Source organism: Paraburkholderia sp. RHO2, assembly GCF_050955445.1.
Lineage (GTDB): Bacteria > Actinomycetota > Actinomycetes > Mycobacteriales > Mycobacteriaceae > Prescottella > Prescottella agglutinans_A.
The window spans coordinates 820229-836603 of the sequence record NZ_CP162617.1 but is presented as its reverse complement, the minus strand read 5'-3'; the positions used below and the strand labels follow the sequence as shown (position 1 = coordinate 836603).

Sequence of the window (16375 nt, the reverse complement as noted above, 5' to 3'; positions counted from 1 at the left end):
ACACATGGACTTCACTCTCACCGAGGCCCAGAACGATCTGGCCGGTCTCACGGGCGGCATCGTCTCCGACATCGTCACGAACGAGCGTCTGCGCGAGCTCGATTCGGCCGACGACCGCTTCGACCGCAAGCTCTGGGACGCGCTCGCCACGTCCGGCGTGCTGAGCGCGGCCCTGCCCGAGTCGGTCGGCGGGGACGGCTTCGGCGTCCTCGAGCAGGCCAGCATCCTGATCGAGCTGGGGCGCGGCGTCGCTCCCGTGCCGTACCTGACGTCGATCGTCATGGCGGCTGGCGCCATCGCCGAGTTCGGTTCGGACACACAGCGTTCAGAGTGGGCGGCACCGGCCGGCGCCGGTTCGAAGGTTCTCGCCGTCGCGCTCGCCGAGGAGCTCAACGACAACCCGGCTGCGCCCGTCACCCGCGCCGAGCGGACGTCGGACGGGTGGACCCTGCGCGGCACCAAGATCGTCGTCGACGGGGCGCCGGTCGCGGACCTGTTCCTCGTCCCGGCTGCCACCGACAACGGCACCGCGGTGTTCCTCGTCGAGGCCGGCGACGCCGGTGTCACGGTGACCCGCCAGCAGACGACGGACTTCGGATCCACCGGCATCGTCGAGTTCACCGACGTCCGTGTCGGCGACGACCGCGTGCTCGGTTCGGTCGAGCGCGGCACGGAGATCGTCGACTGGATCCTGGGCCGCGGCGCCGTCGGCTCGAGCGCCTTCCAGTTCGGTGTTCTCGACCAGGCGCTGAAGATGACGGCCGACTACGCCCGTGAGCGGGTTCAGTTCGACCGCCCGATCGGCAGCTTCCAGGCCGTGGCGCAGCGTCTCGCCGACGGCTACATCGACGTCAAGGGCGTTCGACTGACGCTGTGGCAGGCCGCTTTCCGCCTGGCCGAGGGGCTGCCGATCGAGGGCGAGATCGAGACCGCGAAGTTCTGGGCGGCGGACGCCGGTCACCGGGTGGCGCACACCGTGGTGCACGTCCACGGCGGCGTGGGGCTCGACGAGGACCACCCGGTCCACCGGTACTTCCTCGCCGCGAAGCGCCAGGAGTTCCTCCTGGGCTCCGCGACCGATCAACTCCGCCGTCTCGGTGCCGAGCTGGCCGCGACGCCCGCGTAAGCGACTCGGACACAGGAAGTCCCATACAGTGAAATGGGCAAACATGACGGGCGTCACACCCGTCATGATGGGAGCATGACAGTGACTCCCACCGTTGCGGACCTGCTCGAACAGCTCCGCGACGTCGACACGCACGGAATCCGCTTCGAGGATGCGTACATTCCGTGGACGGATCACGTCCACGGAATGTACGACCGTGCGGCACTTTTGAATGCGGTGCTCGATCCGGAGCGTCCGCGACACTTCGGCGTCCTGATGGACAACGTCCCGGAGTTCTCGTCGCTCGTCGGGGCGGCCGCCTTCTCCGGCGCCGTTCTCGCCGGCCTGAACACCACCCGCCGCGGCGAAGCGCTCGCGCGCGACATCACCCTGTCCGACTGCCAGATCGTCTTCACCGAGGACAGCCAGGCCCATCTGCTTGAGGGGCTGGACCTGGACGGTGTCCGAGTGGTCAACGTCGACTCACCGGACTGGACGGAGATGCTCGCGCCGTTCGTCGGCAGCCCGGCCATCGCGGCGTCGGCGCAGCCCGACGACCTGCTGATGCTCATCTTCACCTCCGGTACCAGCGGCGACCCCAAGGCCGTGCGCTGCACACACCGCAAGATCGCCGACCCGGGTGTGATGCTCGCCGACCGGTTCGGCCTCACATCCGACGATGTCGTGTACATGGCGATGCCGATGTTCCACTCCAACGCGATGATGGCCGCGTGGGCCGTCGCACTGCACGGCCGCACCGGGATTGCGTTCCGGCGCAAGTTCTCCGCTTCGGGATTCCTGCCCGACGTGCGCCGCTACGGGGTCACGTACGCCAACTACGTCGGCAAGCCGCTGTCGTTCATCCTGGCCACACCGGAACGCCCCGACGACGCCGACAACACCCTGAAGATCATGTACGGCAACGAGGGTTCCGCGCCGGTGGTCCGGGAGTTCGCCCGCCGCTTCGGGACCCGGGTGGTCGACGGCTTCGGGTCCACGGAGGGCGGCGTGTCCATCTCGGCGCACCCCGATGCCCCGGCCGGCGCCCTCGGCCTCCTGCCCGCGCACATCGAGATCCGCAATCCTGAGACCGGAACCATCTGTCCCCCGGCCGAGTTCGATGCGCAGGGACGTCTCGTCAACGCCGAGGAAGCGACCGGCGAGATGGTCAACGTGGCGGGCGCCGGGGCATTCGCCGGCTACTACAAGAATCCCACCGCCGACGCCGAGCGCCTGCGCGACGGCATGTACTGGAGCGGCGACCAGGCGTACCGGGACGTCGACGGGTTCGTGTACTTCGCGGGTCGCAGCTCCGGGTGGCTGCGAGTCGACGGCGAGAACCTCGGCGCCGCCCCCATCGAGCGCATCCTCGTCCGCTATCCCGGGTTCGCCCAGGTGTCCGTGTACGCCGTGCCGGATCGGGAGGTCGGTGACCGGGTGATGGCCGCCGTGATTCCCACAGGCGACGTCACCGGATTCGACCCCGCCGCGTTCGCGCGCTTCCTGGACCAACAGCCGGATCTCGGCCCCAAGCAGCGGCCTACGCTGGTGCGCGTGTGCAGCGAGTTCCCGCGGACCGCGACCTTCAAGGTGGTCACCCGCACCCTGAGCGCCGAGCGCTGGCATTGCGCCGACCCGGTCTGGGTGCGCGAGCGCGGTCAGGACGAGTTCCAGCTCCTCACACCGGAACTCGCGCTCACCCTGGAGCGTCAGACGGCGGACGCCTGATCACACGAATCGAGCTCGCGCCCGGAACGATCCGTTCCGGGCGCGAGCTCGATTCGAGGTCGCTCTACTTCAGGCCGTCGAGGCGCGCGACGGTCGACTCGAATTCTTCCACCAGCTCGGCCATGATCTCGGCGACCGGGCGGATCTCGTTCATCCGGCCGACGATCTGACCGACCGGCATGGCGACGACCTCGGGGTCGTTGCCAGCGGAGATGCGCTGGTGCGCCTCGCTGACGAGGATGTTCTGCAGCGGCATCGGGAGCGGCTCGGGCGCATCCGGCTGGGTCCACGCGTCGGTCCACTTGGTCTTGAGCAGTCGTGCCGGCTTGCCGGAGTAGATCCGCGAACGGACCGTGTCCGCCGACGACGCGTGCAGCAGCGCACGCTGGATCGACGACGGACCGTCGGCTGCACTGCCGAGCTTGTACTCGCTGGTGGTGAGCCAGTATGAGCCCATCCACACGCCGGACGCGCCGAGCGAGAGGGCCGCGGCGATCTGACGGCCGCTGCCGATCCCGCCGGCCGCGAGGACGCCGGCGGTGTCGCCGATCGCGTCGACGATCTCGGGCACGAGCACCATCGAGGCGATCTCACCGGTGTGCCCACCGGCCTCGTAGCCCTGAGCGATGACGATGTCGACGCCGTTCTCGACGTGGCTGCGCGCGTGCTCGACCGCACCCGCGAGGGCCGCGACCGGCACCCCCTTCTCGTGCGCCAGGTCGATGACGTCCTTCGGCGGCGAGCCGAGCGCGTTGGCGATCAACGCGATCCGGTGGTTCAGCGCAACGTCGACGTGCGAGCGGGCCACCGAGTGCAGCCAACCCAGGACGCCGGTCGCGTGCTCGACGTCGTCGGACAGCGGCGGGACACCGAGTTCGTCGAGCGTGCGGTTGACGAACGCGCGATGCTCGGCCGGGATGAGCTTGTCGAGATCGACCGCGGCACCCTCGGTGGGCACCTTGGCCGGCATCACGATGTCGACGCCGTACGGCTTGCCGTCGGTGTTCTCGTCCATCCAGGTGAGGGTGGCCTCGAGCTCGTCCGGGTCGTTGAATCGGACGCAGCCGAGGACGCCGAGTCCGCCGGCCCGCGAGATCGCCGCGGCCACATGCTCGGACGGGGTGAACCCGAAGATCGGGTACTCGATACCGAACTTCTCGGCGAGATCGGTGCGCATCAAGCGTCCTTGCCGTTGGTGAGATGGTCGTCGGCGTCGCGGGACTGGGTCTGCGCAGTCGCCCACTTGTAGTCGGGCTTGCCTGCCGGCGAACGCTTGATCTCGTCGACCAGCCACAGGCTGCGAGGCACCTTGTAGCCGGCGATCTCCTTGCGGGCAGCGTCGACGATGTCGGCCAGGTTCGGACGCGTGCCGGGACGCGGCGCCACGACAGCCGCGACACGGTTGCCCCAGCGCTCGTCGGGCACGCCGACCACGAGGACGTCGAACACGTCGGGGTGCAGCTTGATGGCGCCCTCGACCTCCTCGGGGTAGATCTTCTCGCCACCGCTGTTGATCGAGACCGAGCCGCGGCCGAGCATGGTGACGGTGCCGTCCTCCTCGACCGAGGCGTAGTCGCCCGGGATCGAGTAGCGAATTCCGTTGTAGACCTTGAACGTCGCCTTGGTCTTCTCCTCGTCCTTGTAGTAGCCGAGGGGAATGTGGCCGCTGCGCGCGAGCATGCCGACCTTGCCCGATCCGGGCTCGATCGGGTTGCCCTCGTCGTCGAGGACGACGGTCGCGGCGTCGATCTTCACGCGCGGGCCACCGGTGTGCTCGAAGCCCTTGGTGATGGTGGCCAGGCCGCCGAACCCTGTCTCGGACGAGCCGATCGAGTCGGTGAGCAGGCGGTTGGGCAGCAGCTCGAGGAACTGCTCCTTGAGCGCCGGCGAGAACAGTGCCGCGCTGCTGGCGATGACGTACAACGACGAAAGGTCGTACGGCTCGCCGGTCTCCGGGTTTCCGGCGATCAGGGCATCGATCATGGGGCGAGCCATCGCGTCGCCGGTGATGAAGATGAGGTTGACCTTGTGGCGGTCGATGACCTGCCACACCGCGTGGCCGTCGAATTCGGGGTGCATCACGAGCGTGCCGCCACCGAAGAGGCTGTGGAACACGGCCGACTGCGACCCACCGTGGATCATCGGGGGAATCGGGAAGCGGACCATCGCGGGGTTGGAGGCACCGAGCTTCGCCATCTCCCACTCGTCCTGGAGGTACTCGCCGGTGACGAAGTTGACGCCGCCGCCCAGCACGCGCCACCAGTCCTCGTGGCGCCACATGACACCCTTGGGCATGCCGGTGGTGCCACCGGTGTAGAGGATGAAGATGTCGTCGGGGCTGCGCTCGCCGAAATTGCGCTCGGGCGAGCCCTGGGAGAGCGCCTGCTCGAACTCGACACCACCGTACGAGGAGTAGTCGAGATCGGTTCCGTCCTCGACGACGATCGCCGTCTTCACGAGCGGCGTGTTCGGGAGGACGCCCGCGACCTTGTCCGAGTAGCGGCGCTCGTGGACGAGCGCGACCATGTCCGAGTTTTCGAAGATGTATTGCAACTCGTTCTCGACATAGCGGTAGTTGACGTTGACCATGATGGCGCGGGCCTTGAACACCGCCACCATCGTCACGATCGCCTCGATGGTGTTGCGGCTGTAGATACCCACCTTGTCGCCCGGCTCGACGCCCTGATCCCGCAGGTAGTTGGCCAGTCGGTTGGCCTGCTCCTCCAGTTGCGCGAACGTGACCTCACGCTCGGCGTCCACGAGTGCGATGCGATCCGGGTTGAGGTCGATCGAGTGTTCTACAAGGTCTGCGATATTAATGGCCACGTCAACAAAGTAGAACGTGTTACTGTCGCTGACAAGACCCAATCTGAGACTCAACTCACACACATCTCGGGAGTTCCAAGTGTCCACCGAAACCACCGAAAAATCCGACGTTTCGGCGAAATCGCCCCACTGCCTGGTCGAGAAGCGGGGCCACGTCCTGATCGTGACGATGAACCGCCCCGAGGCGCGCAACGCACTGTCGGGCGAGATGATGGAGATCATGGTCGAGGCCTGGGACCGGATCGACTCCGATCCGGACATCCGGGTCGCGATCCTGACCGGCGCGGGTGGCACGTTCTGCGCCGGAATGGATCTCAAGGAGATGAACCGCAACGCACCGGGCGACAAGTTCTCGGGCGGCATGGACGTGACGCGACTGCCGGCGCTGCTGAAGGGCCGCCGCCTCACCAAGCCGCTCATCGCCGCGGTCGAGGGTCCGGCCATCGCCGGCGGCACCGAGATCCTGCAGGGTACCGACATCCGTGTCGCCGGTGAGAGCGCCCGCTTCGGCGTCTCCGAGGCGCGCCTGGGCCTGTTCCCGCTCGGCGGCTCGGCGGTCCGACTGGTCCGCCAGATGCCCTACACCCTCGCCGCCGAGATCCTGCTCACCGGCCGGACGGTGCCCGCGCCCGAGGCCAAGGAGCTCGGCCTGATCGGCCACGTCGTTCCCGACGGCCAGGCGCTCGACAAGGCGCTCGAGATCGCCGAACAGATCGCGGCCAACGGCCCCATCGCGGTGCAGGCAATCCTGAAGACCATCCGCGTCACCGAGGGCATGCACGAGGAGGAGGCCTTCGCGCTCGAGGCCCAGATCGGCATGGCGGTCTTCAAGAGCGACGACGCCAAGGAGGGCCCGCGCTCGTTCGCCGAGAAGCGCGCCCCCAAGTTCACCGGTAAGTAGGTAGTACTACGGCGGGCGCCCGACAGGCGCTCAGGAACGGCGCGGGCCGTGGTGGGATTTCGCCACCACGGCCCGCGCCGTTCGTGCAATGGAATGGATCAGGCGGTGCCGACCGCCGCCGCGAGCTGACGCATGTGCTCGACGCTGCGGCACGTCACCAGCAGCATCGTGACGCCGGCGTCCTCCCACTCCTTGACCTGGGTGCGGACCTCGTCGACATTGCCGATGATCATTGTGTCCGTGACCATCTGGTCGGGAACGATCGCGGCCGCTTCCTCCTTGCGACCGGACAGGAACAGCCGCTGGATCTCCTTGACCTCCTCGCCGTATCCCATCCGGGTGTACACCTGGGCGTGGAAGTTCATCTCGGCGGCGCCCATGCCACCGACGTACAGCGCGGTGATCGGGCGGAGCTTGTCGATCTCGGCCTGGCGATCGTCGGTGACGACCACCTGGCACGTCGCGGCGATCTCGAAGTCCTCACGACTGCGGCGTGCGCCGGGACGCGCGAAGCCCTCGTCGAGCCACTCGTTGTACATCGGCGCCAGGCGCGGGGTGTAGTAGATCGCAAGCCAACCATCCGCGATCTCCGCCGTCAGTGCAACGTTCTTGGGCCCCTCGGCGCCGAGCCAGATCGGCAGATCCGCGCGCAGCGGGTGTGTGATCGGCTTGAGCGGCTTCCCGAGCCCCATCGAGCCCGGGCCGCTGTACGGCAGCGGGTAGTGCGGTCCGTCGTTGCGGACCGCGCCCTCGCGGGCGAGGACCTGACGCACGATCGAGACGTATTCGCGGGTGCGGGCCAACGGCTTCTGGAACGGCTGCCCGTACCAGCCCTCGACGACCTGAGGGCCCGACACGCCCAGTCCCAGGATCGCGCGTCCACTGGAGAGGTGATCGAGCGTCAGCGCGTGCATCGCGCAGTTCGTCGGGGTCCGCGCGGACATCTGCGCCACCGATGTGCCCAGCCTGATGCGCTCGGTGCTCGAACCCCACCACGCAAGCGGAGTGAAGGCGTCGTTGCCCCACGACTCAGCGGAGAAGACGGCGTCGAATCCGGAGGCATCGGCCTCGTTCACCAACTCCTGCGCATTGAACGGAGGCTGCGCACCCCAGTACCCGAGTTGTAACCCCAGCTTCATTGCGTGCCTCCGTGTTTTCCCATATCGGCAGTGACGCTTGCCACAGTAATAAGAACCTGTTCTACTCGATTCTGTGACCCAAGGAAAGACAGCGAGCAAGAGCCAAGTGGCCGAGCAGCCACTGAGAGCACCACTTAATCTGAAATTCGACTACACCCGATCGCTGGGACCGACCATCGGCGCATTCGTGACCGGCCTGCGTGACCGAAAGGTCATCGGCGCCCGCGGATCCGACGGTCGAATCCACGTTCCCCCACCGGAGTTCGACCCGGCGACCCACGAACCGATGACCGACTTCGTGGGCGTCTCGGACACCGGCACGGTCGTCAGTTGGTCGTGGATGTCCGAGCCCATCGAGGGCCAGCCGCTGACGCACCCGTTCGCGTGGGCACTGGTCAAGCTCGACGGCGCGGATACCTCGATCCTGCATGCCGTCGACGCCGGCTCCCCGGATGCGATGAGCACCGGGATGCGGGTGCGGGTCCGCTGGGCGGACGATCGCACCGGACGCATCCAGGACATCGCGTGTTTCGAGCCCGGCGAGAGCGATTCCGCTCCGGCGCCGACCTCGGGTGAACCGGTCACCGGCATCGTCACCCCGATCGACCTGAACTACACGCACACCGCGTCGTTCGAGGAGACGTACTACCTACTCGGCCTCATGGAGGGCAAGATCATCGGTGGACGCACCGACGCGAACGGCAAGGTCTACGTGCCGCCGCGCGGCGCCAACCCCACCGACGGTGTTCCCACCAAGGAGCAGGTCGAGGTCTCCGACAAGGGCACCATCACCACGTTCTGCATCGTCAACGTGCCGTTCATGGGCCAGCAGATCAAGCCGCCGTACGTCGCGGCCTACGTGCTGCTCGACGGCGCCGACATCCCGTTCCTGCACCTGATCCTCGACATCGACGCGTCCGAGGTCCGGATGGGCATGCGCGTCGAGGCCGTGTGGCGGCCGAAGGACGAGTGGGAGTACTCGCTTCGGAACATCTCCCACTTCCGCCCGAGCGGTGAGCCGGACGCGGACTACGACAGCTACAAGCACCACCTCTAGGAGCCTCGAGAACATGACAGACATTGCAGTCGTCGGCTTCGCACAGGCCCCCCATGTGCGCGAGACCACCGGCACCACCAACGGTGTCGAGATGCTGGTCCCCTGTTTCCAGGAGCTGTACTCGACTCTCGGAATCACCAAGTCCGACATCGGATTCTGGTGCTCCGGGTCCTCCGACTACCTGGCCGGACGCTCGTTCTCGTTCATCTCCGCGATCGACTCGATCGGTGCCGTACCGCCGATCAACGAGTCGCACGTCGAGATGGACGCGGCCTGGGCGCTGTACGAGGCGTGGGTCAAGCTCATGACCGGCGAGGTCGACACCGCCCTGGTGTACGGGTTCGGCAAGTCGTCCGCGGGCAACCTCCGCCAGATCCTCGCCATGCAGATGGACCCGTACCTCGTGTCGCCGTTGTGGCCGGACTCGGTCTCGGTCGCGGGCCTGCAGGCCCGCCTGGGTCTCGACGCCGGGAAGTGGACGGCCGAGGAGATGGCCGCGGTCGCCCAGCGCAGCCGCGCCGCAGCGAAGTCCAACCCCGACGCCCAGATCTCCGGTGACGTCGACATCGAGACGCTGCTGGCGTCCGACTACGTCGCGGACCCCCTGCGGGCCCACGACTGTGCACCGATCACCGACGGCGCGGCCGCGATCATCCTCGCCCGTGGCGATCGTGCCCGCGAACTGTGCGAGCGCCCGGCGTGGATCACCGGAATCGAACACCGGATCGACTCCCCCAACATCGGTTCGCGCGATCTCACGACGTCGCCGTCGACGGCGTCGGCTGCACGCGCCGCGACGGGTGGCGACGTGTCGAACATCGACGTCGCCGAACTTCACGCACCGTTCACTCACCAGGAGATCATCCTGCGCGAGGCGATCGGACTGACCGACGCCACCACGATCAACCCGTCGGGTGGCCCCCTCACCGGCAACCCGATGTTCTCCGGCGGCCTCGAGCGCATCGGCCACGCGGCCCGCTCGATCATGAGCGGCGACGCACAGCGCGTCCTCGCCCACGCCACCAGTGGCCCTGTGCTGCAGCAGAACCTGGTCGCCGTCATGGAAGGACGCAACTGATATGGCCAAGCAACTCGCCGCCGTCCTCGGCACCGGCCAGACCTACTACGTCGCCAAGCGTCACGACGTCACGATGGCCGGCATGGTTCGCGAGGCGATCGACCGTGCGATGGCCGACGCCCACGTCGGCTGGGACGACATCGACGCCATCGTCATCGGCAAGGCCCCCGACCTGTTCGAGGGCTCGATGATGCCGGAGCTCGCGATGTCGGATGCACTGGGCGCCAACGGCAAGCCGCTGCTGCGCGTGCATACCGCAGGATCGGTCGGCGCCTCCACGGGCAACGTCGCGGCCAGCCTGGTGCAGGCGGGCGTGCACAAGCGGGTGCTCGCGGTGTCGTGGGAGAAGCAGTCCGAGTCCAACGCAATGTGGGCCCTGTCCACGCCGGTGCCGTTCACGATGCCGGTGGGTGCGGGCGCGGGCGGTTTCTTCGCGCCGCACGTGCGCTCGTACATCCGCCGCTCGGGCGCACCCGACCACATCGGCGCGATGGTGGCCGTCAAGGACCGCCGCAACGGCGCGCTGAACCCGTACGCACACCTCAAGCAGCCCGACATCACCGTCGAGTCGGTGCAGGCGTCCCAGATGCTGTGGGACCCCATTCGTTACGACGAGACGTGCCCGTCGTCGGACGGCGCCTGCGCGATCGTCATCGGTAACGAAGCCGCTGCGGAGGAAGTCATCTCGGGTGGCCGCAAGGTCGCGTGGATCCACGCCACTGCGATGCGGACGGAGCCGCTCGCGTACGCCGGCCGCAACGTCGCCAACCCGCAGGCCGGCCGCGATGCCTCGGCCGCACTGTGGAAGGCCGCGGGCATCACCGACCCGCTCACCGAGATCGACGAGGCCGAGATCTACGTGCCGTTCTCGTGGTTCGAGCCGATGTGGCTCGAGAACCTCGGGTTCGTGCCCGAGGGCGAGGGCTGGAAGTTCACCGAGGCTGGCGAGACCGCGATCGGTGGGCGGTTGCCGGTCAACGCGTCGGGCGGCGTGCTCTCGTCCAACCCGATCGGCGCGTCCGGCATGATCCGCTACGCCGAGTCGGCGATGCAGGTCATGGAGCGGGCCGGTGGCCACCAGGTCGACGGCGTCCGTAAGGCATTCGGCCACGCCTACGGTGGTGGCTCGCAGTACTTCGCGATGTGGGTGGTCGGCGCCGACCGTCCGACCAACTAGGAAGAGGTTCCCATCATGAAGTTCACAGTCGGCATCGCGATGAGCCCGCTGGACCAGTTGACCGCCCTGGCACAGACCGCTGAGGAGTGTGGTTTCGCGAACATCGCGTTGCCCGACTCCCTGTTCTTCATGGAGACGGCCGCCGCGGACTACCCGTACACCCCCGACGGCTCGCGCATGTGGAATGCCGAGACACCGTGGGTGGACCCGCTGATCGCGGCGGCCGCAATGGGCGCTGTCACGAGCACCATCGGCTTTTACACCAACGTCCTCAAGCTCGGCTCACGCAATCCCCTGCTGCTGGCGCGGCAGGTGGGTTCGGTGGCGAATCTGACCGGCAACCGCTTTGGGTTCGGCGTCGGAATCGGCTGGGCACCTGAGGAGTTCGAGTGGTGCGGCGCTCCCTACAAGAAGCGTGGCGCCCGCGTCGACGAGATGATCGAGATCATCAAGCTCGTCCTCGACGGCGGCATGGTCGAGTACCACGGCGAGTTCTTCGACTTCGACCGACTGCAGATGAGCCCGGCACCGAGCAAGCCGGTGCCGTTCTACGTGGGCGGCCACACCGAGGTCGCGCTCAAGCGTGCCGCCCGGGTGGGCGACGGCTGGACCTCGGCGATGATGAAGTTCGACGACCTCGTCACCACGATGGCCCGCCTGAAGGAACTCCGCGCCGAATACGGCCGAGCCGACGAGCCTTTCGAGATCCAGGCGGTGTGCATCGACAGGTTCGGCAAGGACGGCTACGCCCAGATGGCCGAGGCCGGCATCACCGACAACATCGTCGTCCCGTGGATCTTCGACGGCCTCGGGTTCGACGCCCCGCTCGAGGCCAAACAGGACTCGCTGCGCAAATTCGCCGATCAGTACATCCATTAGGGAGCCGAGCATGACGACAACCGACACCGATCATCCGGCGCGCATAGCCGCGAAGGCCTCGCAGTCCGCCGCAAGCGGAAAGCGCAAGGAGGAGTGGCTCGACCTGTTCGCGGAGGACGGCTGGGTCGAGGACCCGGTCGGCCCGTCGGGCTTCGATCCCGAGGGCAAGGGCCACCACGGGCGCGAGGCGATCTCGAAGTTCTACGACATGACGATCGCCAACACCGACTCGCTCGAGTTCATCGTGAACGACTCGCTGGTGTGCGGCGACGAGAACGTCAACATCGGCTCGATCCGTACCGTCATCGCCGGCAACCAGGTCGACGCCGAGGGCGTGTTCATCTACCGCGTCAATGCCGAGGGCAAGCTACAGTCGCTGCGGGCCTTCTGGGAGGTCGAGCGCGCGATGAAGACGCTGAAGAAGGTCTGAGTCTCGAAACCAGAAAGTGGGGCGGTCACCGGATTCCGGTGACCGCCCCACTCTCGTTGTGTCCGTGTATGTGTCGTCTGTGTCTGAAGACCCCGGACAAAGCGATAGCGCCAGCGAGGGATGAGGGATCTCGCTGACGCTACCGCGTCTGTGAGGCGACGGAGCCTAGTGCTGGACCGGGCAACCAGAGGTCTTGTAGTCGACCTGGTACTCCTTGATGCCGTTGAGCCAGCCGGACCGCAGGCGCCGGGTGTCGCCGGCCTCGGTGATGTCCGGGAGGAAGTCGGCGATCGCGTTGAAGATCAGCTCGATCTCCATGCGAGCGAGGTTGGCACCCAGGCAGTAGTGGGCGCCGGTGCCGCCGAACGACAGATGCGGGTTGGGGTCACGCGTGATGTCGAACGTGTGCGGGTTCTCGAACACATCCTCGTCGAAGTTCGCCGAGACGTAGCTCATCACGACGCGCTGGCCCTTCTTGATCTGCACGCCGCCGATCTCGGTGTCCTGGAGCGCGGTGCGCTGGAACGACGCGACGGGGGTGGCCCAGCGGATGACCTCGTCGGCCATGGTCTTCGGGCGTTCCTTCTTGAACAGTTCCCACTGCTCGGGGTTGTCCATGAAGGCCTTCATGCCGTGCGTGGTGGCGTTGCGGGTGGTCTCGTTGCCGGCCACCGCGAGCACGATCACGAAGAAGCCGAACTCCTCCGGGCTGAGCACGTCACCGTCGACGTCCGCCTCGATGAGAGTGGTGACGAGGTCGTTGGCCGGGTTCGCCTTGCGCGCCTCCGCCATCTGGTACGCGTAGCCGAGGATCTCCATCGACGCGGCCGCCGGATCGATGTCGGCGAACTCGGGATCGTCGTACGAGGTCATCTGGTTGGACCACTCGAAGACCTTGCCCCGGTCTTCCTGCGGCACACCGATGAGTTCGGCGATGGCCTGCAGCGGAAGTTCCGCCGCGACCTGGGTGACGAAGTCGCCGCTACCCTCCGCAGCGGCGGCCTTGACGATGGCCTCGGCACGGGACTTCAGTTCGGCCTTGAGGCCGTTGATGGCGCGGGGCGTGAAGCCGCGGGCGACGAGCTTGCGAAGCTTGGTGTGCTCGGGCGCGTCCTTGTTCAGCAGGACGAACCGCTGGAGTTCGATCTGCGCGCGCTCCATGTCGTCGTTGAAGCGCGGGATCGCGGTGTTCTCCCAGGTGGAGAACACATCGCTGCGCATCGAGACGTCCCGGATGTCCTCGTGTCGGGTGACCAACCAGTAGCCACCGTCGTTGAACCCGCCGACGCCGTCGGGCTGCTCGACCCAGTACACCGGCTGCGTCTTGCGAACCTCGGCAAGCTCTTCGACCGGGAGTCGGTGCGCGTAGATGTCGGGGTCCGTAAAGTCGAACCCTGCGGGAATGTTGGGCTGTGCCACTGCTGTCTCCTGCCCTCGCGACCAGGCGCGAAGTGATGTGGAACACGTTCTACATGCATTGAATCACAGAGCGTCGATCAGGGAAAGATTAGGCAAAAATCAACCCTCCCACGCCTTGCCTGACGGGGAGAACCTGTTCTATTTTTCGTAGAAGTGAGTGAAAGGATCCCACCGTGGGCACACCAGTAATCGTCGAGGCAGTTCGCACCCCGATCGGAAAGCGCGGTGGCTGGCTGTCCGGCCTGCACGCGGCCGAGATTCTCGGTGCCGTACAGAAGGGGATCGTAGACCGCGCCGGAATCGATCCGGCACTGGTCGAGCAGGTCATCGGCGGGTGTGTCACGCAGGCCGGCGCGCAGTCCAACAACGTCACCCGCACCGCGTGGCTCGCCGCCGGGCTGCCGTGGCAGGTCGGCGCCACCACCATCGACTGCCAGTGCGGCTCCGCCCAGCAGGCCAACCACCTCATCGCCGGACTCATCGCGACCGGCGCGATCGACATCGGCATCGCGTGCGGTGTCGAGGACATGAGCATGGTGCCGCTCGGGGCGAACGTCGGCACCGAGGCCGGCCCGCGCCGTCCGGCGTCGTGGGACATCGACATGCCCGACCAGTTCAACGCGGCCGAGCGGATCGCCAAGCGCCGCGGCCTCACTCGCGAGGATCTCGAGGTGCTCGGCGTGCAGTCGCAGGCGCGCGCGAAGCAGGCGTGGGCGGAGGGCCGCTTCGACCGCGAGATCGTCCCGGTCACCGCGCCGGTCATCGGCGAGGACAAGCAGCCGACGTCGGAGATGAACGTCGTCAGCCGCGACCAGGGCCTGCGCGACACCACTGCGGAGGCGCTCGCCAAGCTCAAGCCGGTCATCGAGGGCGGCACGCACACCGCCGGCACGTCGTCGCAGATCTCCGACGGCGCCGCCGCCGTCATGCTCATGGACGAGGACCGTGCCCGCGCGCTGGGCCTGAAGCCGCGTGCCCGCATCGTCAGCCAGGCGCTCGTCGGCGCCGAGCCCGAGTTCCACCTCGACGGCCCGGTGCAGGCCACGTCGCGGGTGCTCGAGAAGGCCGGCATGAAGATCGGCGACCTGGACCTGTTCGAGATCAACGAGGCGTTCGCGTCCGTCGTGCTGTCGTGGGCGCAGGTTCACGGCCCCGACATGGACAAGGTCAACGTCAACGGCGGCGCCCTCGCGCTCGGACATCCCGTGGGCAGCACCGGTTCTCGCCTCATCACGACCGCGCTGCACGAGCTCGAGCGTCGCGACGCCTCGACCGCACTGATCACGATGTGCGCGGGCGGCGCACTCGCCACCGGCACCATCATCGAGCGGATCTAGTTCCGCGATGACCACCGTGCGCCCGTCGGGGCTCGACTCGAAGTACACCGCCGACATCATCAAGTGGATGTCGCGGATCAACGTGCGGCTGTATCGGGCCACCGGCGGGCGACTCGGCGGCAAGTGGCGGGTGGGCAGCGCCTTCCCGTGGGGTATCCCCGTCTGCCTGCTCACCACCACGGGGCGCAAGAGCGGACAGCCCCGGACCAGCCCGCTGTTGTTCCTCGAGGACGGCGACCGCGTCGTGCTGGTCGCGTCCCAGGGCGGTCTGCCGAAGAATCCGATGTGGTACCTGAATATTCGAGCCAATCCCGAGGTGACCGTCCAGATCCGGTCGACCGTCCGGACCATGCAGGCCCGGGTCGCGTCGGACGAGGAGCGTGCCGCGCTGTGGCCGCGCCTGGTGGACCTCTACGCGGACTTCGACAACTACCAGGCGTGGACCGAGCGGCAGATTCCCGTCGTCATCTGCGAATAGCGCGCGGCACTCCCCCGCGGGTCCTCGGGCGGGAATAATGGTGGGCGACGCCCGGCACATCGACGCCGGGCACCCCGGTTCTCGAGGAGGAACGTCGCGACATGACCGTGAAGAACCACGACCAGGTGATCGACCGGCGCGAGATCGCCTCGGCCCTGCTGAAGGCGCTCGACCGTCGCCACGAGGTCCTGGACGCCATCGTCGAGAGCAAGGACCGTGAGGCGGCCGTGGCCGCGGTGCGGGAACTCCTCGACACCACCGAGTTCTGCGCCGACGCGGTACTCAACCTGCGATTCGACCGGATCACGGTCAAGGAGCGCGACCGGATTCGCACCGAACTCGAGGATCTCGACGCGACCCTCCAGTGGCTGCCCGAGCAGCGTCCGTACAGCACGGGAGCGGGAGTTCGCCTGCGCCCGTTCACGGATTCGGACGCCGACACCGAATTGTTCCGCAAGCGCTCCACCGAGCGCCTCGACGACTCCGGCAACCCGTGGAGCCCGGACCGCGTCGAGCAGGAGCGCCGGAGCGGTCTGAAGCGCATCGACGACGAGTCCGCGGCGTGGTTCGTCGCCGAGTGCACCACCGGAGACGAGCCGAAGAGCGTCGGACTGGTATTCGGCGAACTGACCGGGAACGAGGTGGACGTCGCGATCTGGGTGGCGCCGGACTCCCGTAAGCAGGGGTACGGCACCGCCGCCCTCAAGCAGGCCCGCAGCGAGCTGGCCGCCTACTTCCCCGGCACGACGCTGATCGTCCGCACGCCCGCATAGAACGACCCCGGACGAAGAACGCCCGTGCGCATCGTGCGCACGGGCGTT

The 16375-nt window shown here is 67.4% G+C and carries 15 protein-coding genes; 11 read left to right on the top strand and 4 right to left on the bottom strand.

Annotated elements, in window-relative coordinates; translation table 11 throughout:
- The first annotated feature begins 4 nt into the window (after window positions 1-4).
- Both ABTV10_RS03800 and ABTV10_RS03795 read left to right on the top strand, forming a co-directional pair.
- Window positions 5-1126, top strand: a complete 1122-nt coding sequence (locus tag ABTV10_RS03800) for an acyl-CoA dehydrogenase family protein (RefSeq protein WP_499032673.1) — start codon at window positions 5-7, stop codon at window positions 1124-1126.
- 75 nt (window positions 1127-1201) lie between these two features.
- Window positions 1202-2833, top strand: coding sequence for a long-chain-fatty-acid--CoA ligase (locus tag ABTV10_RS03795; protein ID WP_499032671.1), 1632 nt, complete (start codon window positions 1202-1204; stop codon window positions 2831-2833).
- Between the two features lie 64 nt (window positions 2834-2897).
- On the opposite strand, the gene ABTV10_RS03790 is transcribed toward ABTV10_RS03795, so the two are convergent.
- Together ABTV10_RS03790 and ABTV10_RS03785 are read right to left on the bottom strand one after the other, a co-directional pair.
- The gene (locus tag ABTV10_RS03790) at window positions 2898-4010 is read right to left on the bottom strand and encodes an NAD(P)H-dependent flavin oxidoreductase (protein WP_499032670.1); all 1113 of its coding nucleotides are present in this window, start codon (window positions 4008-4010) and stop codon (window positions 2898-2900) included.
- Window positions 4010-5659: an acyl-CoA synthetase gene (locus ABTV10_RS03785; protein ID WP_499032668.1), complete on the bottom strand. Its 1650-nt coding sequence runs from the start codon at window positions 5657-5659 to the stop codon at window positions 4010-4012. The genes ABTV10_RS03790 and ABTV10_RS03785 overlap by 1 nt, the downstream gene beginning before the upstream one ends.
- A 79-nt stretch (window positions 5660-5738) precedes the next feature.
- On the opposite strand from ABTV10_RS03785, the gene ABTV10_RS03780 reads away from it, so the two are divergent.
- Complete coding sequence (locus tag ABTV10_RS03780) at window positions 5739-6560, top strand: crotonase/enoyl-CoA hydratase family protein (protein WP_433609934.1); 822 nt, start codon at window positions 5739-5741, stop codon at window positions 6558-6560.
- Between the two features lie 98 nt (window positions 6561-6658).
- Here the strand turns inward: ABTV10_RS03780 and ABTV10_RS03775 are convergent, their stop codons facing one another.
- Window positions 6659-7699 carry an LLM class F420-dependent oxidoreductase gene (locus tag ABTV10_RS03775; protein WP_499032667.1) on the bottom strand — a complete coding sequence of 347 codons (1041 nt, stop codon included), beginning with the start codon at window positions 7697-7699 and terminating at the stop codon, window positions 6659-6661.
- A gap of 187 nt (window positions 7700-7886) precedes the next feature.
- On the opposite strand from ABTV10_RS03775, the gene ABTV10_RS03770 reads away from it, so the two are divergent.
- From ABTV10_RS03770 to ABTV10_RS03750, 5 genes are read left to right on the top strand one after another with little or no spacing between them, the layout of a single operon-like run.
- On the top strand, window positions 7887-8756 hold the full coding sequence (locus ABTV10_RS03770) for a Zn-ribbon domain-containing OB-fold protein (RefSeq protein WP_499032666.1): 870 nt from the start codon (window positions 7887-7889) through the stop codon (window positions 8754-8756).
- Window positions 8757-8769: 13 nt separating this feature from the next.
- On the top strand, window positions 8770-9834 hold the full coding sequence (locus ABTV10_RS03765) for a thiolase family protein (protein ID WP_499032664.1): 1065 nt from the start codon (window positions 8770-8772) through the stop codon (window positions 9832-9834).
- A gap of 1 nt (window position 9835) precedes the next feature.
- The gene (locus ABTV10_RS03760) at window positions 9836-11011 is read left to right on the top strand and encodes a thiolase family protein (RefSeq protein WP_499032662.1); all 1176 of its coding nucleotides are present in this window, start codon (window positions 9836-9838) and stop codon (window positions 11009-11011) included.
- A gap of 15 nt (window positions 11012-11026) precedes the next feature.
- Window positions 11027-11890 (top strand): TIGR03619 family F420-dependent LLM class oxidoreductase, encoded by an 864-nt coding sequence (locus tag ABTV10_RS03755; protein ID WP_433609926.1) that lies wholly within the window; start codon window positions 11027-11029, stop codon window positions 11888-11890.
- Window positions 11891-11900: 10 nt separating this feature from the next.
- Window positions 11901-12320: a nuclear transport factor 2 family protein gene (locus ABTV10_RS03750; protein ID WP_433609924.1), complete on the top strand. Its 420-nt coding sequence runs from the start codon at window positions 11901-11903 to the stop codon at window positions 12318-12320.
- A gap of 165 nt (window positions 12321-12485) precedes the next feature.
- On the opposite strand, the gene ABTV10_RS03745 is transcribed toward ABTV10_RS03750, so the two are convergent.
- A complete protein-coding gene (locus ABTV10_RS03745) occupies window positions 12486-13739 on the bottom strand; it encodes a cytochrome P450 (protein WP_433609922.1) in 1254 nt (417 codons plus the stop codon).
- 173 nt (window positions 13740-13912) lie between these two features.
- Between ABTV10_RS03745 and ABTV10_RS03740 the strand changes: the two genes are divergently transcribed.
- From ABTV10_RS03740 to ABTV10_RS03730, 3 genes are all read left to right on the top strand, one after another.
- Window positions 13913-15076: a steroid 3-ketoacyl-CoA thiolase gene (locus ABTV10_RS03740; protein ID WP_499032660.1), complete on the top strand. Its 1164-nt coding sequence runs from the start codon at window positions 13913-13915 to the stop codon at window positions 15074-15076.
- A gap of 7 nt (window positions 15077-15083) precedes the next feature.
- Window positions 15084-15554: a nitroreductase family deazaflavin-dependent oxidoreductase gene (locus ABTV10_RS03735; protein WP_499032658.1), complete on the top strand. Its 471-nt coding sequence runs from the start codon at window positions 15084-15086 to the stop codon at window positions 15552-15554.
- 101 nt (window positions 15555-15655) lie between these two features.
- Window positions 15656-16327, top strand: coding sequence for a GNAT family N-acetyltransferase (locus ABTV10_RS03730; RefSeq protein WP_499032656.1), 672 nt, complete (start codon window positions 15656-15658; stop codon window positions 16325-16327).
- Window positions 16328-16375 lie beyond the last annotated feature (48 nt).

What these genes read in the sequence shown, in the direction of transcription:
- ABTV10_RS03755 (WP_433609926.1), top strand. Translation starts at nt 11,027, where the DNA reads ATGAAGTTCACAGTCGGCATCGCGATGAGCCCGCTGGACCAGTTGACC.
- ABTV10_RS03800 (WP_499032673.1), top strand. Translation starts at nt 5, where the DNA reads ATGGACTTCACTCTCACCGAGGCCCAGAACGATCTGGCCGGTCTCACG.
- ABTV10_RS03795 (WP_499032671.1), top strand. Translation starts at nt 1,202, where the DNA reads ATGACAGTGACTCCCACCGTTGCGGACCTGCTCGAACAGCTCCGCGAC.
- ABTV10_RS03790 (WP_499032670.1), bottom strand. Translation starts at nt 4,010, where the DNA reads ATGCGCACCGATCTCGCCGAGAAGTTCGGTATCGAGTACCCGATCTTC.
- ABTV10_RS03730 (WP_499032656.1), top strand. Translation starts at nt 15,656, where the DNA reads ATGACCGTGAAGAACCACGACCAGGTGATCGACCGGCGCGAGATCGCC.
- ABTV10_RS03760 (WP_499032662.1), top strand. Translation starts at nt 9,836, where the DNA reads ATGGCCAAGCAACTCGCCGCCGTCCTCGGCACCGGCCAGACCTACTAC.
- ABTV10_RS03765 (WP_499032664.1), top strand. Translation starts at nt 8,770, where the DNA reads ATGACAGACATTGCAGTCGTCGGCTTCGCACAGGCCCCCCATGTGCGC.
- ABTV10_RS03735 (WP_499032658.1), top strand. Translation starts at nt 15,084, where the DNA reads ATGACCACCGTGCGCCCGTCGGGGCTCGACTCGAAGTACACCGCCGAC.
- ABTV10_RS03775 (WP_499032667.1), bottom strand. Translation starts at nt 7,699, where the DNA reads ATGAAGCTGGGGTTACAACTCGGGTACTGGGGTGCGCAGCCTCCGTTC.
- ABTV10_RS03750 (WP_433609924.1), top strand. Translation starts at nt 11,901, where the DNA reads ATGACGACAACCGACACCGATCATCCGGCGCGCATAGCCGCGAAGGCC.